This is a genomic window from Geminocystis sp. NIES-3708, assembly GCF_001548095.1.
Classification (GTDB): Bacteria; Cyanobacteriota; Cyanobacteriia; order Cyanobacteriales; family Cyanobacteriaceae; genus Geminocystis.
Genome location: NZ_AP014815.1, coordinates 3,738,535 through 3,762,493, shown reverse-complemented (window position 1 = coordinate 3,762,493; position 23,959 = coordinate 3,738,535). Strand labels below are relative to the sequence as shown.

Sequence of the window (23,959 nt, the reverse complement as noted above, 5' to 3'; positions counted from 1 at the left end):
GTACATTAAAACTTTTCCATAGTCAGGTTTCTAACCTTAATTTTTCTCTTAAACCCAACCCATAATGATAATAAAAAATTAACAACGATACATAGAAAAAAGTTGTCCATTAGATTTAGCTTGATACATAGCTATATCTGCATTGGATAAAAGGTTTGAGAAATTAGCAGTTGTTACATCACCAATAACAATACCAATACTGACACTAATCATAATTTCTTTTTGATTGATGTGAAAAGAAGTAGATAAAGAATTTTGAATGCGATAAGCACAATCTTTGGCTTCTTGAGGAGAATGAATATGAGTTAAGACAATCATAAATTCATCACCACTTAATCGTGCTACATGATCACAACTTCTGACGCAGGTGATTAATCGTTTTGCGAAATTAATTAACACTTCATCTCCAATGGAATGCCCAAAAAAATCATTGATATGTTTAAATTTATTGATGTCTAAAAATAATACCGCAAACTGATTAGAATGATTTTGTTCTCCTTTAGCTAAAATATTTTCTAAAAACTCTAATAATGAACGACGATTCGGTAAATTTGTAAGAGAATCATAACGAGATTGGTAGAAAAACTCATCTTTCATTTGTTGTAACTGAGTTATATCGTGAAGAGACAAATAGTAACCAATTATCTCATTATGAATATTTTTAATTATTTCTGCTTTAATACTTACAATAATAGATGAATTATTAGGTAATATTAATTTTAAAGAGGAAAAAGAATTATTTATTGAATTATCTAATTCTCCATTGAATGTTCCTAGTATGTCAAAAAAAGACTGAAAATTATCAAGACATAAAAATTTATTAAGAGATTGGTTGATGAGATTACTTTTGTCTGTTTGTAAAAGTTTTTCAGCTTGATTATTAACAACTTTGATCACAGAATTTGTATCTATAATTAAACAACTATCAGGGGAAAATAAAAATAAATTTTCATAATATTTTTTTTCTCGCTCCACATCTAACCAATTTTTTAATAATTCTTGATTTTCTAATCGTAAATCTTCTGTATCATTTTCAATGGTTAATGAAGGAGGATTGATGAATTGAAAGTCAAAAGCTATACCTTCTGCTTTTTCCTCCATTAAATCTTCAACATAACCATGATAATTTTCTGTTGCTTCTAATAAATTATCAAATGGACCAAAATAATAAGTCATAGAAGGCTTAACAGTATCAATCCTAATCCACCAATTGACTTCAGAAAAATTAATAAAATTATCTCTTTGGTGATTCTTATTAATATTATTATTTGCCATTATAAACTCATTATATTCTTTAACTATTGTTGAAATATTATCGATGATTTGCTGATTAATTAATAGTTTTTCTTCTAATAAACCAATGCAAAAAGTTGCATCATCAGCAAAACCATGACATTCATCAATTAAAATATGATTATTGGGAATATTATTAAGTATTTTACTGATAAATTTTTGACGAAAATAAGGTAGAGATAATGCTTTTTTATATGGATGGTCAATGGAATATTTTTTTAAAAATTGATCAACTTCTGTCCTGACAATGGGTAAAGTGGAATTAAAAACTTGATAGGACATAATTTTAGTCTCCTTCAAAATCACAAATGATAAGAGGAAAAATTTAATTAATTATTTCTCCAGTAGAATATAATTTTTCACACCCTTGTACTACCACGTATATTTACTTAAGTGTATTCACATACGTATTAATCTAATTTGACTTTAATTTGTATCTTCTAATTTGTCGGTACGTTATCGTACTTTTTTATCTTTTTTTACCCTTAAGCCAAGACAGATTGAAGTTACATATATTTTTGTTACGAATAAGTAAATCAATCAGTCTTCTTTTCTTTGTATTATTAATACTTGAAGTCTGTTTTGTTTAACCTCTTCGAGCGCCTATTAATCTGATAAATTCTTCTTCCACCACTCGATAACATTCACAGGAAGTTTCTTTTAATTTTTCGTGATCAAGAATAACAATTTTTCCTCTGTTATAGCTGATTATGCTTTTTTTTTGTAACCCATTTGCCGCTATAGTTACTCCTGCACGACGAACTCCCAACATATTAGAAATAAATTCTTGGGTTAATGGTAATTCATCTATCAACACCGAATCATAAACCGATAACAACCAACGAGCTAATCTTGCTTCTATTTTATGTTGTCGATTACAGGTTGCACTTTGAGCAATTTGTGTTAATCTAGCTTGAGTATAAAGTAATAATATTTTTTGTAATGTTCCACCTTTAGCAAATTCTTGTTTTAATATCTGAGCTTTTATTTTGAGACTTGTCCCCGCTATTTGTACAATTACCTGACTCGTCGTATATTCTCCACCTAAAAATATCGGTAATCCAATCATGCCTTCATTACCAATCAAACCAATTTCTGTGGTTGCACCATTTTCCATGATCGATACTAAAGAAATCATTGCCGTCAAGGGAAAATAGGCAAATGTAATGGGATCGTAAGGATCATACAGTATTTGTCCTGCTTTTAATGTAACTTCTTGAAAATATGGAGCAATTTGTTGATATTCGGAAAGAGATAAATGATTAAGTAATTTATTTGAAGAAGTTAAGTTGTTGCTAATCAAAGTATTTCATACAAAACAGAATACTAATAATTATTGTAACAAAGTTACTTACTGTCTGTACGATACCGTACCCTTACTTACATTAAATCAACACTCTAAAAAGCTCGAATATTTGATTAAAATTCTAGTTTTATTCTAACAAATTATTTTATTAATATCGATAATTTATTCATCTGGGATAATTTTTCAATTACAATAATGAAAAAATGTGTCTATCGGTTAGTCGCTTTAGCAGACTTTTGCTATGAGCCGTGAAATTTATTTCTTGGCGGATTCATTTTTATCTTTTCTAATATGGTACTCTAATTAATGGAATTCTATGAAGATAAGAACCGCTTTGCAATAAATTGACAAAGCTAATAGTGAAAATCCGCTAAAGCGATTATGATTTCATTCTTATTTTTGAGAATATTTAAGAGGAGGATCATCTTCATTTTTGATTTCTTCTAATATGGTAATAATCCTAGAATTTGCGTGGTGTTTTTTTTGATTTTTAACGTATGCGATCGCCTGATCTAAATTTTTGTGACTAATAGAAAAAACTCCGTAACCTTTTTGCCATTGAAAAGAGGAAAAATATTTTTCTGTGAGATAATGAGAAGTACTGCCTTTAATTTTTTGCACATATTCAGAAATAGATATTTTAGGCGGAATAGAAACAATAACATGAAGATGATCAGGCATTCCATTAACACCATGAACAATACAACCAAAATGATTAGATTTGCCAATTATATAATTGTATAAATCATCTTTATACTTAGGTAAGATTAAAGGAAGTCTATCTTTTGTATCCCAAACAAGATGATAATATAAACGCCATAAAGCCACGATTTATTTTTATATACATCTCTGAAATAATTTTTGATCATAACGAAAAAATATTTTTTCTCTTAGTCGCTTTAGCAGACTTTTGCTATGAGCCATGAAATTTATTTCTTGGCATACCATGATATATAACCTAAGATAAAATGTCAGATCGAACTTTTCCTAAAATTTCATCAAAATTTCTTAAATTAATTCATAGGATCGAATCATAAACCGCTTTGCAATAAATTGACAAAGCTAATAGCCGAAATCTGCTAAAGCGACTTTTAAAAATGCATTTTTACTACAAATTTAAAAAGTCTAGCCCTCAAAAGTAGGGCAGTTAGCACCACCCCACTAAAAATATTAGAAATAATCCTGTAAAGCCTTAACCTGTAAAGGTTCTGACTGTAAAGAACGAATTGCTTCAACAGTAGCTTTTGCACCAGCAATAGTAGTAATAATCGGTAACTTATAGTCTAATGCCGATCGCCGAATTTTACGTCCATCCATTTGAGTTTCTTCGTCACTATTAGGAGTATTGATGATGAATTGAATTTGCTTATTTTTAATAGCATCAACTACATGAGGACGACCTTCGTGTAATTTTAAAACTAATTCAACATCTTTGACACCATGATCAATCAATACTTTTTTTGTACCTTCGGTGGCAACAATTTTAAAACCTAATTCTACCAACTCTTTAGCTACAGGTACAATTGCTTCTTTATCTCTATCATTCATGGAAATAAATACAGTGCCTGAGGTATGAATTGCTACGCCTGCACCTATTTCAGCTTTAGCAAATGCCTTCCCAAAATCGCTATCTATGCCCATTACTTCCCCCGTACTACGCATTTCAGGTCCGAGTAAAGTATCTGTACCTGCAAACTTATTAAAAGGCAATACAGCTTCTTTAACAGCAACGTGCTTAGGGATAATTTCTTCTGTTACCCCCAATTCCTCAAGGGTTTTACCCGACATAACTAAAGAAGCAATTTTCGCTAAAGGTCGTCCTATGGCTTTCGACACAAAAGGTACAGTACGAGATGCACGAGGATTCGCTTCTAAAATATAAGCAGTTTCACCTTGTACAGCGTATTGAATGTTCATTAAACCCACTACTTTTAAGGATTGTGCGAGTTTTTCTGTCCATGTGCGCAAAGTAGTTAAAATATTGTCAGAAAGAGTAATATAAGGAATTGAACAAGCAGAATCTCCCGAATGTACTCCTGCTTCTTCGATATGTTCCATAATACCACCAATAACGACTTTTCCTGTCATGTCACAGATAGCGTCAACATCAACTTCGATGGCATTTTGTAAGAATTTATCGATTAAAATAGGATGATCAGGCTCAATATCCACAGCATATTTCATGTATTGCTCTAATTCAGTATCATTATAAACGATACGCATACCACGCCCACCAAGTACATAGGAAGGACGAACAACTACGGGATAACCAATTTTATTAGAAATAATTTTCGATTCTTGAAAACTTCTTGCGATACCGTTAGGGGGTTGTTTTATGTCTAATTCACCTAAAATAGCCTCAAATTTTTCTCTATCTTCAGCAGTATCAATAGAATCTGGAGAAGTACCCCAAATTTTGGTTGTTACTAATGTATTAGGATCAGCAAGATAGTTTTTCAATGGTACTGCTAATTTTAGCGGTGTTTGTCCACCAAATTGGATAATTACCCCTTCAGGATTTTCTGCTTCGATGATATTCAAAACATCTTCTTTCGTTAAGGGTTCAAAGTAAAGGCGATCACTAGTATCATAATCTGTAGATACAGTTTCAGGATTCGAGTTAACCATAATGGTTTCAAAACCTGCATCTTGGAGAGAGAAAGAGGCATGACAACAACAATAATCAAATTCTATACCTTGACCGATGCGATTAGGTCCACCTCCTAAAATCATGACTTTACGTCTATCGGTGGGGATGCTTTCATTTTCTCCACTTTCATAAGTAGAATAATAGTAAGGGGTAAAAGCTTCAAATTCGGCGGCGCAAGTATCAACTAATTTATAAATTGGTAAAATACCTAAAGATTTACGAAAATCTCTCACTTCATCCTCTGAGGTTTTGGTGGCAAAGGCAATTTGGCGATCGCTAAAACCATATTGTTTAATAAAACGCATTTCTGGAGCAGTAATTTTTTGTAAAGAAGTACGTCTCATAAACTTCTCAATATCAACAATTTCCTGCATTTTATCCAAAAACCAAGGATCGATCGCCGTTAATTCATAAATTTGCTCAACACTCATACCTAAACGAAAAGCATGGTAAACACTAAAAATTCTTTCAGGATTAGGAGTGCGTAATTGAGAGCTAATTTGCGATAATGTCGGTAAAGTCTCATTTTTATCACAACCAAAGCCAAAACGTCCAGTTTCAAGAGATCTTAAGGCTTTTTGAAAAGATTCCGCAAAAGTACGTCCGATCGCCATGGCTTCGCCGACAGACTTCATTTGTGTAGTTAAAACAGGAGATGAGCCAGGGAATTTTTCAAAGGCAAAACGTGGTATTTTCGTAACAACATAATCGATAGTTGGCTCAAAAGATGCAGGAGTTTTCTTCGTAATATCATTAGAAATTTCATCTAAAGAGTAACCTACGGCTAATTTTGCCGCAAATTTAGCGATAGGGAAACCAGTAGCTTTCGATGCTAAAGCAGAAGAACGAGATACACGAGGGTTCATTTCAATTACGATAACATCCCCATTGACAGGGTTAACGGAAAACTGAATATTTGAACCTCCTGTTTCTACCCCAATCTCTCGAATAATTGCTTTAGAATAATCCCTTAATCTTTGATATTCTTTATCTGTTAAAGTTTGAGCAGGAGCTACGGTGATAGAATCTCCAGTATGTACCCCCATAGGATCAATGTTTTCGATGGAACAGATAATAACAACATTATCTTCCAAATCGCGCATCACTTCTAACTCATATTCTTTCCAACCAATGAGAGATTTTTCCACGAGAATCTGAGACATGGGAGAAGCATCAATCCCAAATTTTGCCATTTCTTCATATTCTTCTTGGTTATAAGCAATACCGCCACCAGTACCACCCATGGTAAAAGCAGGGCGTATAATCAAAGGATATGTACCAATTTCTTCCGCTACAGCTTTAGCTTCTTCCCAGTTACTAGCGATACCTGAAGGGCATACAGGTACACCAATTCTCGCCATCGCTTCTTTAAATAATTCTCTGTCTTCCGCCATTTTAATAGCGGGTAACTTAGCACCAATCAACTCAACTCCATATTTATTTAATACTCCAGATTCAGCTAAAGATACTGCGGTATTAAGGGCAGTTTGTCCTCCCATTGTAGGCAAAAGTGCATCAGGACGTTCTTTTGCGATTACTTTTTCGACAATTTCAGGAGTAATCGGTTCAACATAGGTACGTTCAGCCGTCTCAGGATCAGTCATAATGGTAGCAGGGTTAGAGTTAACCAAAACTACCTGATAACCTTCTTCTCGTAGTGCTTTACAGGCTTGTGTCCCAGAATAGTCAAATTCACAGGCTTGTCCAATAATAATCGGTCCTGAACCTAAAATAAGTATTTTGTTTATATCTTCACGACGTGGCATAGATTTATCGCTTTAATTCTTTAGTTTATATCGAACTTAGGTGATCTCGATCATTGTAATCCAATCAGTAAATAAATTCTGTATTTGTTTATCTAGTTTTCTTGACAGTTTTTTTATGGTTATTGATTTTAAGAATTTCTATAAAATTTGTTGAGCTTAATTTTTAAAATTCTTGTTTAAATTAGACTTCAAATGGATAAACTTTAATATTTTGTGCTTACAACCTCATTCAACGTCATCAATTCAAAAGGCAATGAACCAAAAGAGGGGAAAGAAGGGGAAGACAGTTAGACAGATGAAAGAGAGGATTATTTAAAAAATCTATGAAAAGATTTCCTTGTCTGATTGTCTTCCTTATCTTCTAAATCAGGAAGAAGATTTATCGGCGATACTTGATGGAAAAAATATTACCGAGAAACAGCAATATTTGTAAAATAAGAATAAATATTCGATTATGCTTTCCGAGAATAGTACTCAATTACAAGTAGTTCGTTAATATTTAAGGCTACCCATTCTCTTTCAATAATACCATTAACCTTACCTACAAGGTTATCTTTATCATATTCTAAATGACTGGGAAGATTAGCTAAACCGGGGTTGAGTAAATTATTTTTGACAATATTTACAGAGCGATCTCTTTTTCTCACACTTATGACATCACCGGGGCGACACTGATAACTAGCAATATCAACTACTTTATCATTAACCATAATATGACCATGATTCACCAATTGACGAGCACCCGGAATTGTGGGTGCCATGCCAAGACGAAAAACAGTATTATCAAGACGCATTTCTAATAATTGTAATAATACTTGACCTGTAGATCCAGTAACTCTACGTGCTTTTTTGACATAGCGAACTAATTGAGTTTCACTCACACCGTAGTTATAACGAAGTTTTTGTTTCTCTTCAAGACGAATCGCATATTCTGAACGTTTACGACGATTTTGTCCGTGTTGTCCGGGGGGATATTGACGACGAGCATTTTTACGGGTTAAGCCGGGTAAATCTCCCAAACGACGTACTACCCTCAAGCGAGGTCCTGTATATCGAGACATACTTACTAATTTCTCCTTAGATATTTTTTATATTTAGATCCAAACATACTATTTTACATTAAAAGTTGTTAATTGTTAATGATCAATTATTAATTGTTAAATAGCTTTCATAGGTGTTCTGTAATAACATTGCTACTGTCATAGGACCGACACCTCCTGGTACGGGAGTAATATAACTGGCAATTTCTTTCACTTCATCATAGGCAACATCTCCTACTAAACGCCCTTTCCCATCAGGAGTTTCTAGGCGATTAATTCCCACATCAATAACGACTGCATTCGGTTTGATCATATCAGAGGTAATCATTTCAGGTTTGCCTACAGCGGCAATTAATATATCTGCTTCTTTTGTTACTTGTGCTAAGTTAGGTGTTTTGGAATGAGCGATTGTTACAGTAGCATTTTGTTCGAGTAACATTAAAGCTAAAGGTTTTCCGACTAAAATACTTCTACCTACTACTACGGCTTTTTTTCCAGAAATGGGGATATTATATTCTTTCAAAATTTCCATAACTCCCGCAGGAGTGCAACTTCTTAAGCCTGTTTCTCCTCTTACCAATTTTCCTAAGTTTGTAGGATGAAGTCCATCAGCATCTTTCTCTGGTGCAATTGTGAGTAATAATGCGACGGAATCAAAATGGTCAGGTAAAGGTAATTGTACTAAAATTCCATCAACTTTAGGATCATGATTTAATTCTCTGATAACTGTTTCTAACTCTTCTTGGCTGATATTCTCAGGAAAATGTTTCCCAAAAGATGCCATCCCAATTTTTTGACAGGATTTTTCTTTATTATTGACATAAACAGCACTAGCTGGATTATTTCCCACCATTAACACAGCTAATCCGGGAGGACGTTTTTTTTCGGTAATTTTTTCTTGAATAGCCAACTGTAAACGAGATTGTACTTTTTTGGCTAAATTTTTACCGTCTAAAATCTTAGCTACCATGTTACTATTGATTATTAAAAATAAAATTTGACTGATACTCCAAACGATTATAAAAGCAAGTAGTCAGAAAATATCGTTTATTTAATGAATTTTTATGAAATTAGCACTAAAATCTTTCAGTTTACTTTCACTATCTTTTTTTTTTGGGGAATCACTGGTTGTACCTCTTTAATTAAGTTAGGTTTAGCTTCTCCTCAAGTTACCCAAATTAGTGAAATTCACAATCTAGCTCAGACAACACAACCCATTAAAGTTGAAGGTATTGTTAAAAAAATTGTACCTTTACTTGATCGCAAGGGCTTTGAAATTAAAGATGAAACTGGTTCTATTTGGGTTGTTACTCAAGGTACTATTCCTAAAGTTGGCGATCGCATTTCCTTAGAGGCAATCTTAAAATCTCAAGATATTATTATTGGTGGAGAAAAAACGAAGGAATTTTACTTACTCTATCAAGATATAGAAGAAGTATCTACCGATAGTATGCCAGAAGACAATTAACAATGGCTAATTCCTAATTCCCAATTAAATAAGTGCATCTGCGGTGGTAGGAGAAGAAGCCATTTGTTCTAATCTTTCTTGTTGATCTTGAGCGATACAAGCCTGTATTACATGATCGATTTTTCCTTCCAAAATAGTGTTTAAATCAAAGTTTTGACCTAATCGATGATCCGTTGCTCGATTATCTTTATAGTTATAAGTGCGTATTTTTTCGGATCTTGAGCCAGTACCTACTTGCGATCGCCGCATAGAACTAACTTCGTCTTGTTGCTCTTTGAGTTTAATATCATAGAGTTTTGCTCGTAAAATCTGCATTGCCCGTTCACGGTTTTTAAGTTGAGAGCGCTCTTCAGTACAAAAAACTCGAATACCCGTTGGTTTATGAATTAAATCCACCGCCGTTTCCACTTTGTTAACGTTTTGTCCTCCAGCACCACCAGATCGTGCGGTAGTTAACTCAATATCTTTAGGATCAATGTGTACCTCAACATCATTAACTTCGGGCATAATAGCCACCGTAGCGGTAGAAGTATGAACCCTTCCTCCTGCTTCTGTCAAAGGTACTCTTTGTACTCGATGGACTCCTGCTTCAAACTTGAGTTTACTATAAACGCTATCTCCTGTAATTTCTAAAATTGCCTCTTTAAAGCCTCCCATTTCCGCAGGAGATTCACTTAAAAGTTTGACATTCCAATTCAAAATTTCGGCATAACGAGAATACATACGCACTAAATCCCCAGCCCAAATACTTGCTTCATCACCACCAGTACCAGCTCGGATTTCTAACATAATATTTTTATCATCATTAGGATCTTTAGGTAATAGTAAAAGTTTGAGTTTTTTTTCTAAATCTTCTATTTGTATTTTTAATTCCTCAATTTCCATTCCTGCTAATTCTTTCATTTCAGGATCAGCATTAGATTCTTTATAAATTTCTTGAGTATCTTTTAAGTCTTCTTGGGCTTTTTGCCATTCCTGATAAGTAATAACTGTTTCTTCTAAAGAAGAACGCATTTTAGCAATTTTTTGGAGTTCGTCGGGATTCGTAGCAATATCAGGATCTCCTAAACGCCTAGTTAATTCCGTAAAAGTTGTTTCTACAGAGGCTAATTTTTCTAATAAATATGATTCAGCCATGATAAATTGAAAATAATAAATTATATAAATAAAAAAATGAGAGTAAGGAGTAAGCCGGGTTCTGTTCCTCAAAATTCATAGAATCTAAGGGGTAGTTATCTATCTGGGATGATTATTACTAATCACCTCAAGCGGTACACCGAAATCGGAATCGGAAAAAGATCAACCGTAATTCCTCCGACCTTGCTCCCCACCGGGGTTTACCGAGCCAATACCTCTCGATATTGCTGGTGAGCTCTTACCATCACCTTTGCACCCTTACCGAATAATTCGGCGGTATTTTTCTGTGGCACTATCCTCACGCTCGCGCGCACTGGGCGTTACCCAGCAAGTCTGATCTTTCGGGAGCCCGGACTTTCCTCAAACTAAACAGACCTTTTAGGGAAAATTTAATTTGCAACTACCTCTCTTACTCTCTTTGTCCAATATATCATTTTATCGGCAATGGGTAATGGATAATACCTAAGTTCGACATATGATTGTCAGTGAGGATAAGTTAGACTGAGATCTTACAACTGAGATATAAATTGTCGGTTAAGGTAAGGAATGGTCAATATGCAATAGTTAATAGTAGAAAAAATTGACCTTAACTACATAAAAATTGATTTTCTCTTTTTGTATCTATATAAATGTAATGATGCAAGATCTAAATTAAAAGCAATAATTATCAATTTAAAAAGTCATTGACACTTTACATTGTTTTCGTTATAGTAAAAATATGAAATTAGAAGAACTAGAAAACAGCCATCATGAATGGTTAATTGAAGATTTTGTGGAGGTAGCTAATCAATTATTACCCCATTATTTGCCTGAAATAAAAGGTAATACTAAAGTTAAAGAAGAAATTAATCCTCGTCTTGTTCGGCATTATACAAGTCAAAGATTGATGGATGAGGCTATCCGTAAAAATCGTTATGCTTTTTATTGTTATCGTCATCTTCTCCAATTACTTCTGGTAAGACGTTTATTAAGTGATGGTATCGGTGCGGCGGCAATTAATGATTTATTAACCAGTAAAACTAATGAAGAATTAAAGAGTTTATTAACTGGCGGTATTCAAATTCGTCTGACGACAGCACATCCTAATCTAACGGAAAATTCTAATTCTCATAATTCAGCGTTGGAATATTTGGCTAATCTCAAAAAAGGTAAGCAAAAAAATCTTAGTATTAATGAACAAAAAAACTTTAATATTAATGATTCAAAAAAAAGTCAAAATGCTATTGATTTAAACACAAATTTAGAGGGTATTAATAATCAACCGCAATTTAGTCAACTCCAATCATCTTCATCTAAAGTCAATCAATGGAATCATTTACAAGTTTTAGATGGTTTAGAAATACATATTCGAGATGATTTTATTTATCCTAATAGTATCAAAGAACAAGAGTCTTTAAATCAATATTTAATCGAAACATTAATCCAATTTTTAGCAAGGAAAAAATCATGACTATACAACCGCAAATCACTTTTATTCCTATCAAAAATGCTGTTGCATCTGACGCTATCACGGAATTAGATTTAATCGTCAGAATTACCGTTCCAGAAATTAAAAGTAGGAAACAAAGATTACCTTTAAATTTAGGTTTAGTTATAGATAGATCAGGTTCAATGGAAGGTAAAAAAATAGAATATGCTCGAAAAGCTGCTTGTTTTGCAGTCAATCAACTTTTATCAACAGATAGAATTAGTGTTACAATTTATGATGATCAAATAGAAGTAATAGTGCCTAGTACTTTAGCTAATAATAAGGAATATATACTCAATAAAATTAAGTCCATCACGGCACGAAGTATGACGGCTTTATATGATGGTTGGCTAGAAGGTGCAACTCAAGTTAGTAAATTCAATGAAGTTGAGCGGTTAAATCGTGTTATCCTCTTATCCGATGGTTTGGCTAATGTAGGAGAAACTAATCCAGATGCGATCGCTACGAATGTTAATGGTTTAAGTAAACACGGTGTTAGTACTACGACTATGGGTATTGGAGACGACTTCAATGAAGATTTGATGCAGGGTATCGCCCTTAGCGGTGACGGTAATTACTATTATATTCAAGATGCTGAACAGTTACCTAATATTTTTGAGAATGAGTTACAAGGCATTATCGCAACCGTTGGGCAAAAAGTCAGTATCGGTATTAAAACCTTAGCAGAAGTACGATTAGTGGATGTGTTCAACGATTTAGATAAGACACAATACGGTAACTATAAACTACCGAATCTTATCACAGGAAACTCCTTTGATTTAGTATTACGGTTAAAAATACCAGCCATGATACAGCCCATGACACTGGCAGATTTTCGTTTAGCCTATGACGACATGGAAACAAAATCAAGAAAAATATCTCATGCTCAACTACAGTTACTCGTTGTTACCAGTGCCGAATTGGCAACTTATCCAGAGAATGAGGAGGTTAATGCTAAAGTTTTAAGATTAAATATTTCACGGGCAAAAGAAGAGGTAGTCAGAAACCTTGATGAAGGTGATATTACTGGTGCAACAAAACGTTTAGAACAGGTAAAACAAGAGATAATGTCTGCACCTGCTTGTCATAGTATGTCTGAAGAAATGGAACAAGTTGATGATTTATTGCAGGATTTAGAGGGGGGAAATCAGAAAAGTATGCGCAAAAAAGCTCAATATCAAAATTATAACCAACGCCGTAATCGTTTGTTATCGATTTCTGATAACATATATTGGCATAATATTGGTTTTAATGAGCAAGATTGGTGGCAATACGTCAAAACTAATAATGTTTTAAGTTGTATTAATCCAGAAGATAGAAATGCGACCTATTTTAAAGGGGATAAAATTATTGCTTACGCTAATGAATATGGTGCGTTAGGTTGGGGAATTGTCACAAAAGACACTACCTATAGAAAAATTGAGGAAGGTTCAGTGGAAGATGTTAAAAATGGTACACATCTCTATCGATTAGATTTGGAGTGGCAATGTGTAGTGGATAATATCGAAGATGGAATTAAAGGTACTGATATTCTGAGTAAATTTAATATACATTATCCACTATCTGCTTTTTCGCGTATTACGAATAATGAGAATGCGGAATTACTAATTCAAGAGTTAGAAAACAAGTTTAATTCAATTTAATCATATCGGGAAATTAGGGGTACTCAACCCCTTCCTGTTTTTTAGTTTATAAAACTTTATTAATCATCCAAATATCAAAGGAGACTAAAATGACTCAGGAAATTTCGGTTAATCAACTTTTCAATGGTGAAATAGACTTAAATTCTCTCAGTGATGAAGAAGCTATCAAATTACATGAAGAAGTAGCCATTTATTTAGTTAACAACGAATTTGGGCGTTGGTGAATGAGGGTATGATAGAAAGAGGAAAAAAGTGAAGTAAAAAAACATGAAATGTCCAGAATGTGGCTCCAAGAATATCAATAAAAATGGCATAAAAAAAGGAAAACAAAATCATATTTGTGTTCATTGTCGCGGACAATTTATAGCTCCAGAACAACTCAGTGGTAAAGGTTATAGTGATGATCTCAGAAAAGAATGCTTAAAAATGTACGTCAATGGTATGGGTTTTCGAGCTATTGGGAGGATTAAACAGGTGCATCATACAACGATCATCTCTTGGGTTAAAGCAGTGGGTCAAATTTTGCCACAGAGCTATCATCCAGAAACGCGACCAGAAGTTGGAGAATTAGATGAATTGCAAACCTTTGTCGGCTCAAAAAAAAACCAATCTGGCGATGGACAGCGGTAGATCATTTTCACGAGGGTATATTGGAATAGGTCATAGGGGATAGAAGTGCAAAAACATTTAGACCGTTGTGGGAGCAAGTAAAAAAATGGCATTGTTATTTTTATGTAACAGAAGGGTGGAAAGTCTATGGAAACTTTATTCCTGAGGGCGACCAAATCATCTGTAAAACATACATGACCAGAGTGGAGGGAGAAAAATACGAGATTAAGACATTATCTTGCTAGAGTACATCGAAAAACTTTATGTTATTCAAAATCCATGGAGATTTTAAAGTATTCTGTTTCACTATTGATTCACTATCTCAAATTTAAAGATATACCAATTCCTTTTCGTCCTTTAGGGAGACCTACTTTTAGTCTTCTTCATACCTAAAATCACCAATGCCCGAATTTGAAATAAAGGGAGAAGCGATCGAATTTTCATTAGTAGAAGATTATTTAAAGCCTCTGTGGATACGCTGTAATGGAGAATATACGAACTATTCTGATGTTGAATTTGGTTATGATTATCACATAGAATATGCTATTCCTTATGCTTATCTTGCATCATTTGCAGATTACGACTCTCAGGGAGGAGGTGGTAATTTTTTATCTCGTATTCTTAGCAGGAATTACACATTTCTAGAACAAGAGTTTGACTTTTTGGAAACAGTAGTTTTAATACTAGGAGATAAAGTATCTGGATTTTTTTTGGGCTTGGAGATAATAGATGGTCGTGAGATTGAATACGAAGTAGTTGCTTTAGTAGAGTATTTAATTAAAAATTATTTACCATTACACAATTTTCCAACGAATGTTGATATAAATGAGTTTTTCTATCATCTATATAGATGTATTGTTGAAACTGATTGGGGTGATGAACCTCCATGCGTTTTATCAGATTTATTAAATTGTTATCGTAATGCTTTTGGGGATGAAAAATTTGAATATTTTTTCGAACATTATATTGATGAAGAGTCTAGCCTCTGTAGCCAAAATTTAACTGGTGTCAATTTCAGTGATATTAATTTAAGTGATGCAGATTTAAGTAATGCAAATTTATCAGGTGCTAATTTGAGTAATGCAGATTTATCAGGGGCAGATTTAACCAATGCCAATTTAGAAGGAATTATTACTGATGAAAATACCAAAATAGAAATCCCTGAAGAGTAGTATTTTGTAGGTGAAGTGCAATTTTTGTGATGGGGAGATGCGATCGCATTTTGTGGGGGGAGTTCGATTTTGTGAGGAGTTCAATCGTTGTAAACCCTTCGGAACTTTATCAAAAAAAATTAAAGGCAAACTGCATAAATTCTGAAAATCAACTGAATAAATAAGTAGTAACAACAAACATTAACTTTTTTGAATGTCTATAGGTATAACAACATGATTACAGTTCAATCAATCACATTAGACAAAGAGTTTTCTATTCCTCAAAACTGCTTAGAAAAAGCTAATTTCGGCGATAAAGTGAGAATTATCGTCAAAGAAGGGGAAATTCGTTTATTATCTATTTCTGGAAGCATATATTGGCATAATATAGGCTTTAATGAGCAAGATTGGTGGCAATACGTCAAAACTAATAATGTTTTAAGTTGTATTAATCCAGAACAAAAAAATGCTACCTATTGTAAAGGAGATACAATCATTGCTTACGCTAATGAATATGGGGCGTTAGGTTGGGGAATTATCACAAAAGATACTACCTATAGAAAAATTGAGGAAGGTTCAGTAGAAGATGTTAAAAATGGTACACATTTATATCGATTAAAAGATTTAGAGTGGCAATGTGTAGCGAATAATATCGAAGATGGAATTAAAGGTGCTGATATTCTGAGTAAATTTAACATACATCATCCACTAGCTGCTTTTTCTCGTATTATGAATAATGAGGATGCGGAATTACTAATTCAAGAGTTAGAAAACAAGTTTAATTCAATTTAATCATATCGGGAAATTAGGGGTACTCAACCCCTTCCTCTTTTTAAACTTCATCAATAAATATTAAGGGCAAACTGCATAAATCCTCAAAGTGAATAGGATAAATAAGTAGAGCTGAAACGAATCAACATTATAGGAGAAAAAAAATGAGTGAACAAATCCCTGTCAATCTTTTAAAAGAAGGAAAAATTGATGAATGGAATCAATGGAAGTCAGAAAATCAGGATAAACAAAGATTGTCTTTTACTATATCTAGTGAATATTTTGATGTAGAACAAATATCAAAAGAAAATTCGACTAATTTAGTTTTGAGGGATGTTGATTTAAGCAATACAGATATTACCCTTGAAAATGTAGAACTGAGAAACTGTAACTTAACACACACAGAAATTAGTATTGAAAATAATTATGGTCAGAATATAATTCAAATTGAAGATTGTAACTTAGAGAATGCGGAATTTAATTTTAATCGATACTCCTCAGAAGGGTCTGATGAGATACAACTGAATTGTATCAGCTGTAATTTTTCATGTTCAGACTTGACAATGTATCTTTTTGATCAAGAAAATTGCATATCTTTTATTGACTGTAATTTTACAGAATCATCTATAAATATAGCAGAGAATAATAGTAATTCTAATGAATGGTCTATAGACTTTAGTGGTTGCAATTTTACTAATACTGATTTTTGTGGCAGTTACTTTAATTAACCTCAGTTTTGGATAAGAAAACAGGCAAATAGTAAGCTGAATATAGCAAACTATCAAACTAACTACTGCCTTATGTTTAATTTAGACTATTTATTTTGTCATGTCGATGATTTCTGCCAACAATTTGAGACTCAATGGCAACAAAAGCTCTTATCTCATGGAGCTGTTACTCGTCTTAGAGCCAAAAGTCTTTGTCTAAGTGAAATTATGACCATCCTTATCGCTTTCCATCAGAACCATTACCGTAATTTCAAACATTTTTATCTCAATCACGTTCAACAATATTGGTTCGATGCTTTTCCAAAACTACCTAGTTATCAACGTTTTATTCAATGGGTACCATCAACTGTCATTCCTTTGTGTGTTTATCTCAAACATTGCTTTGGCAATTGTACAGGGATTAGTTTTATTGACTCTACGAAGATTCAAGTGTGTCACAATCGACGTATTTCACGACATAAGGTATTTCAGGATTTAGGGGCGAGAGGAAAAACCTCTGTGGATTGGTTTTTTGGTTTTAAACTTCATCTAGTAGTCAATGAACTGGGAGAAATTCTCCATATGAGTCTGACTGGGGGAAATGTGGATGACCGAAAACCAGTAATTGATCTTCTCCAAAAACTTTGGGGTAAAGTGTTTGCTGATGGAGGTTATGTATCTCAAAAATTAACGACCAAACTTTTGAAAGATTACGGAATCGAGTTTTTTGCCAAGAGGAAACGTAACATGAAAAACAAATTAATGCGTCTTCACGACAAATTACTATCTCGTAAGCGATTGATTGTCGAAACCATTAATGATCAATTAAAGAATATCTCACAAATAGAACATTCACGCCATCGTTCACCAATAAATTTTTGTGTCAACTTATTATGTGGATTAATCGCATATTCTCACCAAGCAAAAAAGCCGAGTCTCCGTTTAGAATGGCTTTTACCTCAATCTGCTTAACCAAAACTCAGGTTAATTATGCTAATTTAAAGGGTGCTAATTTATCTACTGTCCAGTTCAGTAACATAATTTTATGTGATGCTAATTTAAGTGGTGCTGATTTATCAGGTACTAATTTAGCTCATGCCAATTTAAGTGATGCCAATTTAAGTGATGCTAATTTATCAAGTGTTTATTCAACTAATGCTAATTGATCAGGTGCTAATTTAAGAAAAGCAGATTTATCGGGTGCTAATTTGAGTAATACTAATTTGACAGGTGCAGATTTGACGGATGCGGATTTAAGCTATGCCGAGTTAAAGGGGATTATTACTGATGAAAATACTAAAATGCAAATCCCTGAAAAACCATCTAAAGAAATTGCCCTAAATTTTTTAAAAGAAGGGAACATTGATAAATGGAATCGATGGAAATCTGAACATCAAGAAGAAGAATTAAATTTAAGTGATATTGATTTAACAGAAACTAATTTATCAGGAGTTAACTTATCAGGGGCTAATTTAACTGGTGCTAATTTAAGTGATGCTAATTTAACTGGTGCTGATTCAATAAATGCTGATTTAACTGATGCTGATTTAACTGGTGCTGATTTGACTAATGCTAATTTAATTCGTGCTGATTTAAGGAGTACTATATTAAGTGAAGATACGACAATAGATGATAAATGGCGATTAGTATGGGATATTGTCAATCATTCTATTCAAGGAAGAGATTTAATAAATGCTGATTTAAGTGATGCTAATTTAACTGGTGCTGATTCAATAAATGCTGATTTGAGTAATGCTGATTTAAGTGGTGCTACTTTATGGGATGCAGATTTATCGGGTGCTGATTTGACGAATGCGGATTTAACCGATGCCAATTTAGAGGGGATTATTACTGATGAAAATACCAAAATAGAAATCCCTGAAGAATAGTATTTATGGGGAGATTGGATTTTGTGGAGTGAGGAGTTCGATCGATTTCTGTGAGGGGAGGGTTCGATCGAGCTAAAAAATGATAAAATGGTCATAAAGTGGTCACAATTATCAATTATGAAAAGTATTGGTGTAAAACAATTTCGAGATAAAGCATCCCATTATATTGGTAGTAATGAGATTCTAGCCATTAAAAAGCATCAAAAAGTAGTCGGTTTTTATATTCCTATTCAAGAATCAACAGAGATTGAAATTCAAGAAGCATTCAGCAAATTATCAGCAACGGTAAATAATGCCTTAGCCGAAAGTGGATTATCAGAAGATGAATTGAGTAAAGCCTTTGATTTATCGAAAAAAGAAGACTAAAATGCGTTTAGTAATCGATGCAAATATCTTAGTAGCTGAGTTGATTCGCCAACGGGGAAGAGAGTTAATTCTTGATCCTATATGGGAACTTTATATGCCTGAAAAACAATGGGAGGAGTCTTGTTATGAATTAGAAAAAAGAATCAATACCATGATCAAAAAAGGAGTATTTTCTCCTTCTACTGGGCAAAATTTATTACAAGATTCTCTTAAATTGGCTCAAACAAAAGTTACATTGATTCCACTAAAGTTTTATTCAGATTATCAAACTATAGCACTCACTCGCATTCCCAGAGATCCCAATGATTGGCAAACTGTAGCCTTAGCCTTATCTTTATCTGCTAGTATTTGGACTCAAGATCAAGATTTTTTCGGGTGTGGCATAGCTATCTGGACAACCGATACATTAATCTCTTATTTAGCTAATGAATGTTAATTTATCCAATACAATCAACTTTTGTGAAGGGAGTTCGATCGATTTTGTAGAGGAGAGTTCGATCAATGTAAGCCTTTCATAGCTTCATCAAAAAAAATTAAAGGCAAACTGCATAAATTCTGAAAATCAACTGGATAAATAAGTACAAACATTAACTTTTTTGAATATCTATAGGTATAATCACACGATTACGGTTCAATCAATCACATTAAACAAAGAGCTTTCTATTCCTTAAAACTGGTTAGAAAAAGCTAATTTCGGCGATAAAGTCAGAATTATCGTCAAAGAAGGGGAAATTCGTTTATTATCCATTTCAGAAAACATATATTGGCATAATATTGGTTTTAATGAGCAAGATTGGTGGGAATATCTGAAAACTAATCAAATTATTACCGCTAACTTTACTAATCAGGCTGGTGACGAGGGAGAAAAACTTTTAACTTCTTATCATCAAGGAGATACTATAATTGCTTATGCTAGTAGTTTTGGTGCGATCGGTTGGGGTATGATTCAAAAAGATTCTAGCTATCAACTAATTCCAATTGATTCATCGGAAAACGTTAAAAATGGTCAACATTTGCATCGATTAAAAATTGAGTGGTAATGTGTAGCGGACAAAATCGAAAATGCTATTACCGCAGGGGATATTTTTAACAAATTTAATATACGTCATCCCATTCCTACATCCGTTCGTATTGTTAAAAATGAAGAAGCTGAATTACTAATTCAAGAGTTAGAAAACAAGTTTAATTAGATTCAATCGTATCGGGAAATTAGGGGTACTTGCCCCCTCCCATTTTTAAACTTCATCAAAAAATATTAAGGGCAAACTGCATAAATCCTCAAAATCAATAGGATAAATAGTAAGAACACATTAAACATCAGTAAAAATCAAAGGAATTAAAAACAATGGGCGTATCTTGGCATTCTCATGCAGAAGTAATCAGTTTAGAACCAGAAAAAGTCAAACAATTAATCGAAGAAATCGATAATGATGATGATTATGAGACTTCCGCCGTTAATGATTTAAGGATTGAAGATAACTCAGTTTTCTTCAACTCAGGAGGCTATGGTTGTTATGGTTATGAGGAGGGATATGCAGATTTACTATTTCAAAAACTATTAGAAAAGTACAAAGGGGCGATTGCCTGTTTTGAATATGTCAGACCCTCTCAAAGTCAAGGTTATTACTTTACCACCAGTTGGATTAAATCAGAAGGAGATGTGGATTGGGATAATGATGAAAATTGCTTAGTCCACAAACAGGCTGTAATTATTAATGAAGATATACTCGATGATGATGAAAAAGAGAGACTAAAGAGAGAAGAATCGGGGTGGGATTGGTTTGAGTCAGAGGAATTTCTTGATTTTAAATGGGCTTGGATTTGGTCAATAGCAGTTGACTCACTCTTTAAGCAGAAACAGAAAATGCCATCACTTTATTCAATTTATCAAAAATGTGGGGATGATGAAGCAAAAATTACGACATCTTTACTTTATAGTTGGTGTGATGATGAGACAATATCGGATGATGAACTTTACTCAGCAATAAATGAATGTGAATTAGATTGTTTACATACAATTCAAAATTTTTGGGATACTATACTGAATGATTTTCAAGGAGAATTACCTGATGATTTTCCCAGTTTTAAAACTAAATCTGAAGATGAGATTATTTCATCACAGCCTTGATTCTTATTTAAAATTAAGATGCGTTTTTTTTGTGGAAGATTCGATCGACTTTTGTGGGGGAGTTCGATTTTTATGGAGCTGAAAGTTTGATCGCATCTTAATCTTAGAATCTATCTATAGTTTTTAAATCAGGAGAGAAATACCTTTTTTTTGCACTAAAGATAAAAGTTTCAGAGAAGAACCTTGAGGTTTTTTTTCGCCACTTTCCCATTGACGAATTAAATGAGGTGAAACATTCAAATATTTAGCAAAAACTTCCTCGCTAACATCTTCTTGGAGACGAATTGCTCTAATTTCAGCAGGTTTAAGTGACTTAATAGGTGTTAAACAAATCTCATCAAATTCCTTTTTAATAGACTCATCTAATAAATTAGCAGAATGTAAATCGGATACGGTTTCATGAATGGCCGCCAGAATATCACTCTCATAAATTTTTTCATTATTCATAAAATTACTTCAGGAAATATTCCATTTTGAATTGCTTTTAATAAATCTTGTTCAGAATAAGAAAGTAACTGAATACTCAATTTTTCAAAGCTTTTAATTCTTTTTTATTTATATTTGCCCTTTGATTTTTCGCAAAACCATAGACAAAGAAAGCCTTATCACCTGCTTTAAAAATAATAATACTACGAAATCCTCCAGATTTTCCCCACCCAGAACGTGCGATTCTTTGTTTGATTAAACCGCCTCCTAAATCAGCAAAAATTCAACCTATATTCGCTCTTTCTACTGCTTCCCATAAATCCTCATCTTTAATTCCTTCGCTACGACCAAATCTGTCAAAACTTTTGTTCTTAAATATTCTCAAAACTTTTTGTCATAAATAAATTAACAATTTTTATGTGAATGATTATACTATCATTTATTCTTCTAGGTGCGATCAATTGCTATGGAGGAGGTTCGATCTACTTTTATTGAGGAGTTCGATTTTGTGGGGTGGAGTTCGATCAACTTTTGTGAGATCAAGTATGATCATCTTTTGTTGGAGAGGTTTGATAGTGGTAATCTTTTCGCACTTAACTTCAGGGCAAAAGCAGTCACTACAAATTTACTAGTAAGATATAAGTAATTAAGAAAAATTCCATAAATTTTTATAGCAAAAATGACTCATTTTGTTTTTTTTAATGTATATTGAGGGAAAGTTAAGATTCAAAGTAATCTAATTTATATAAATATTAGTCATTTAGGAAAGGAACAGAGATTATGTCAAAGTTTTATTTTCAAGCTTTAGGGAATCACTCATCGGGATTATCCACTTCTTACTCTCCCTATCCTCATCATGACTCGCCGATTCAAAATCTTTCTTTATCCCATTCTCAAAACAGTCAAAATATTAGTTCTCGTGATTTAATGCGCCTATATCTTCGTGATATTGGGCGTATTCCTTTATTAACAAAGGAAGAAGAAATTACCCTCGCTAGACAAGTGCAAATGGCACAATCTCTTCATCAAATTAAAACTGAAAATGATTCTAATCCTAAAATTAAGGAATATATTCGGGTTATGAATGCCTATGATTCTCTACAAGGAAATTATTCTCAAGATATTATTTTAGAAAAGTTAGGGCAACAATTAGATCTTTCTGCAGTTAAATTACAAAAAATTATTATACAAGGTAAAGAAAAATGGGCTAGTTTAGCTAATTTATCTGTAGAAGAATTAGATAAAACTCTAGGAATGGGAGTTAAAGCTAAACAGAAAATGATTAATGCCAATCTACGTTTAGTGGTTTCTATTGCTAAAAAATATCAAAATCGTGGTTTAGAATTATTAGATTTAATTCAAGAAGGCACTTTAGGTTTAGAAAAGGCAGTTGAAAAATTTGATTATACTAAAGGTTATCATTTTAGTACTTATTCTTATTGGTGGATTCGTCAAGGTATGACACGGGCGATCGCAACTCAAGGACGGACAATCAGAATACCGATTCACATTACTGAAAAATTAAATTTACTCAAAAAAGTTCAAAGACAATTATCTCAAACATTAGGACGCATGGCAACAGTGGATGAAATTGCTGAAAAAATGTCCATGACACCTCCACAACTGCGACAGTTTTTAAATCAAATTCCTCGCTCAATTTCTTTAGAGATGAAAGTAGGAGAAGATTATAATACTGAGTTAGTCGAATTAATCGAAACTCCATCGGCAACTCCTGAAGAAAATTTAATGCGAGTATCAATGCAGCAAGATTTACTTTTAATGATGTCCAGTTTAAATGACAGAGAGCAAAAAATCCTTCGATTACGTTTTGGTTTTGAAGACGGAAAAATTTACTCTTTATCTGATACGGCATTAATGATGAATTTATCAAGGGAAAGAGTTAGACAAATTCAGGCTAAAGCAATTCAAAAATTACGACAACCAACCCAAAAAAAACAGTTACGAGATTATTTAGAAATTATTAACTAAATAAAGTCTGCTGAAAAAGTATTTTATCTTGATAGGTTTAGCTAAATTCATCTAAGTTTACTGCTAAAGACAGGCAATAGGCAATGAATGAGTAACATTTTAAGGTATTCCCATTCGTTTAAAAAAAATGCAAGTTAAATGTGTTTCAGCTT

At 33.1% G+C, this 23,959-nt stretch carries 22 protein-coding genes, 1 other RNA gene and 3 pseudogenes; 16 read left to right on the top strand and 10 right to left on the bottom strand.

Going from position 1 to position 23,959, the window contains the following annotated elements:
• Positions 1–78: 78 nt before the first annotated feature.
• The 6 genes from GM3708_RS16495 to folD all read right to left on the bottom strand — a co-directional run bounded on the left by GM3708_RS16495 (position 79) and on the right by folD (position 9,025).
• On the bottom strand, positions 79–1,575 hold the full coding sequence (locus tag GM3708_RS16495) for a diguanylate cyclase domain-containing protein (RefSeq protein ID WP_066349136.1): 1,497 nt from the start codon (positions 1,573–1,575) through the stop codon (positions 79–81).
• A gap of 304 nt (positions 1,576–1,879) precedes the next feature.
• The gene (locus tag GM3708_RS16490; RefSeq protein WP_066349135.1) at positions 1,880–2,596 is read right to left on the bottom strand and encodes a Crp/Fnr family transcriptional regulator; all 717 of its coding nucleotides are present in this window, start codon (positions 2,594–2,596) and stop codon (positions 1,880–1,882) included.
• Between the two features lie 396 nt (positions 2,597–2,992).
• The gene (gene tnpA / locus GM3708_RS16485; protein ID WP_066349134.1) at positions 2,993–3,427 is read right to left on the bottom strand and encodes an IS200/IS605 family transposase; all 435 of its coding nucleotides are present in this window, start codon (positions 3,425–3,427) and stop codon (positions 2,993–2,995) included.
• A 342-nt stretch (positions 3,428–3,769) separates the two neighbouring features.
• Complete coding sequence (gene carB, locus GM3708_RS16480; RefSeq protein ID WP_066349133.1) at positions 3,770–7,015, bottom strand: carbamoyl-phosphate synthase large subunit; 3,246 nt, start codon at positions 7,013–7,015, stop codon at positions 3,770–3,772.
• A 452-nt stretch (positions 7,016–7,467) separates the two neighbouring features.
• Positions 7,468–8,076 carry a 30S ribosomal protein S4 gene (gene rpsD / locus GM3708_RS16475; protein WP_066349130.1) on the bottom strand — a complete coding sequence of 203 codons (609 nt, stop codon included), beginning with the start codon at positions 8,074–8,076 and terminating at the stop codon, positions 7,468–7,470.
• An 82-nt stretch (positions 8,077–8,158) separates the two neighbouring features.
• Positions 8,159–9,025 carry a bifunctional methylenetetrahydrofolate dehydrogenase/methenyltetrahydrofolate cyclohydrolase FolD gene (gene folD / locus GM3708_RS16470; RefSeq protein WP_066349127.1) on the bottom strand — a complete coding sequence of 289 codons (867 nt, stop codon included), beginning with the start codon at positions 9,023–9,025 and terminating at the stop codon, positions 8,159–8,161.
• 84 nt (positions 9,026–9,109) lie between these two features.
• On the opposite strand from folD, the gene GM3708_RS16465 reads away from it, so the two are divergent.
• The gene (locus GM3708_RS16465; RefSeq protein ID WP_066349126.1) at positions 9,110–9,523 is read left to right on the top strand and encodes a hypothetical protein; all 414 of its coding nucleotides are present in this window, start codon (positions 9,110–9,112) and stop codon (positions 9,521–9,523) included.
• A 24-nt stretch (positions 9,524–9,547) separates the two neighbouring features.
• Here GM3708_RS16465 and prfA read toward each other — a convergent pair whose 3' ends face one another.
• Complete coding sequence (prfA, locus tag GM3708_RS16460) at positions 9,548–10,660, bottom strand: peptide chain release factor 1 (RefSeq protein WP_066349532.1); 1,113 nt, start codon at positions 10,658–10,660, stop codon at positions 9,548–9,550.
• Positions 10,661–10,694: 34 nt separating this feature from the next.
• An RNA gene (gene rnpB / locus GM3708_RS16455) (RNase P RNA component class A) lies at positions 10,695–11,077 on the bottom strand.
• A 301-nt stretch (positions 11,078–11,378) separates the two neighbouring features.
• Here rnpB and GM3708_RS16450 point away from each other — a divergent pair.
• The 14 genes and pseudogenes from GM3708_RS16450 (at position 11,379) to GM3708_RS16395 (ending at position 21,392) form a co-directional block, all read left to right on the top strand.
• Positions 11,379–12,110: a MerR family transcriptional regulator gene (locus GM3708_RS16450; protein WP_066349125.1), complete on the top strand. Its 732-nt coding sequence runs from the start codon at positions 11,379–11,381 to the stop codon at positions 12,108–12,110.
• A complete protein-coding gene (locus GM3708_RS16445; protein ID WP_071827634.1) occupies positions 12,107–13,771 on the top strand; it encodes a VWA domain-containing protein in 1,665 nt (554 codons plus the stop codon). The genes GM3708_RS16450 and GM3708_RS16445 overlap by 4 nt, the downstream gene beginning before the upstream one ends.
• Positions 13,772–13,860: 89 nt before the next feature.
• On the top strand, positions 13,861–13,995 hold the full coding sequence (locus GM3708_RS19685) for a hypothetical protein (protein ID WP_255358407.1): 135 nt from the start codon (positions 13,861–13,863) through the stop codon (positions 13,993–13,995).
• A 43-nt stretch (positions 13,996–14,038) separates the two neighbouring features.
• Positions 14,039–14,773, top strand: a pseudogene (locus tag GM3708_RS18135) (IS1 family transposase).
• Between the two features lie 8 nt (positions 14,774–14,781).
• A complete protein-coding gene (locus tag GM3708_RS18405) occupies positions 14,782–15,552 on the top strand; it encodes a pentapeptide repeat-containing protein (protein WP_066349124.1) in 771 nt (256 codons plus the stop codon).
• 213 nt (positions 15,553–15,765) lie between these two features.
• The gene (locus GM3708_RS16430; protein ID WP_066349123.1) at positions 15,766–16,323 is read left to right on the top strand and encodes a hypothetical protein; all 558 of its coding nucleotides are present in this window, start codon (positions 15,766–15,768) and stop codon (positions 16,321–16,323) included.
• Between the two features lie 143 nt (positions 16,324–16,466).
• A complete protein-coding gene (locus GM3708_RS16425; RefSeq protein WP_066349122.1) occupies positions 16,467–17,030 on the top strand; it encodes a pentapeptide repeat-containing protein in 564 nt (187 codons plus the stop codon).
• Positions 17,031–17,102: 72 nt separating this feature from the next.
• Positions 17,103–17,981 (top strand): IS982 family transposase, encoded by an 879-nt coding sequence (locus tag GM3708_RS16420; RefSeq protein ID WP_066342778.1) that lies wholly within the window; start codon positions 17,103–17,105, stop codon positions 17,979–17,981.
• A complete protein-coding gene (locus GM3708_RS16415) occupies positions 17,957–18,175 on the top strand; it encodes a pentapeptide repeat-containing protein (RefSeq protein WP_066349120.1) in 219 nt (72 codons plus the stop codon). The genes GM3708_RS16420 and GM3708_RS16415 overlap by 25 nt, the downstream gene beginning before the upstream one ends.
• 18 nt (positions 18,176–18,193) lie before the next feature.
• Positions 18,194–18,274, top strand: a pseudogene (locus GM3708_RS19680) (pentapeptide repeat-containing protein); the annotation flags it as partial.
• A gap of 36 nt (positions 18,275–18,310) precedes the next feature.
• Entirely contained in the window at positions 18,311–18,898 is a 588-nt protein-coding gene (locus GM3708_RS19105; RefSeq protein ID WP_255358453.1) for a pentapeptide repeat-containing protein, read from the top strand.
• Between the two features lie 117 nt (positions 18,899–19,015).
• Entirely contained in the window at positions 19,016–19,264 is a 249-nt protein-coding gene (locus GM3708_RS16405) for a hypothetical protein (protein WP_066349117.1), read from the top strand.
• Between the two features lies 1 nt (position 19,265).
• On the top strand, positions 19,266–19,700 hold the full coding sequence (locus tag GM3708_RS16400) for a PIN domain-containing protein (RefSeq protein WP_066349116.1): 435 nt from the start codon (positions 19,266–19,268) through the stop codon (positions 19,698–19,700).
• A gap of 909 nt (positions 19,701–20,609) precedes the next feature.
• Positions 20,610–21,392, top strand: a complete 783-nt coding sequence (locus GM3708_RS16395) for a hypothetical protein (protein WP_066349114.1) — start codon at positions 20,610–20,612, stop codon at positions 21,390–21,392.
• A gap of 123 nt (positions 21,393–21,515) precedes the next feature.
• Here the strand turns inward: GM3708_RS16395 and GM3708_RS16390 are convergent, their stop codons facing one another.
• On the bottom strand, positions 21,516–21,839 hold the full coding sequence (locus tag GM3708_RS16390) for a DNA-binding transcriptional regulator (protein ID WP_066349112.1): 324 nt from the start codon (positions 21,837–21,839) through the stop codon (positions 21,516–21,518).
• 76 nt (positions 21,840–21,915) lie between these two features.
• Positions 21,916–22,203, bottom strand: a pseudogene (locus tag GM3708_RS18125) (type II toxin-antitoxin system RelE/ParE family toxin).
• A gap of 395 nt (positions 22,204–22,598) precedes the next feature.
• Between GM3708_RS18125 and GM3708_RS16380 the strand changes: the two are divergent.
• Complete coding sequence (locus GM3708_RS16380; RefSeq protein ID WP_082714173.1) at positions 22,599–23,807, top strand: RNA polymerase sigma factor, RpoD/SigA family; 1,209 nt, start codon at positions 22,599–22,601, stop codon at positions 23,805–23,807.
• Positions 23,808–23,959: the final 152 nt, after the last annotated feature.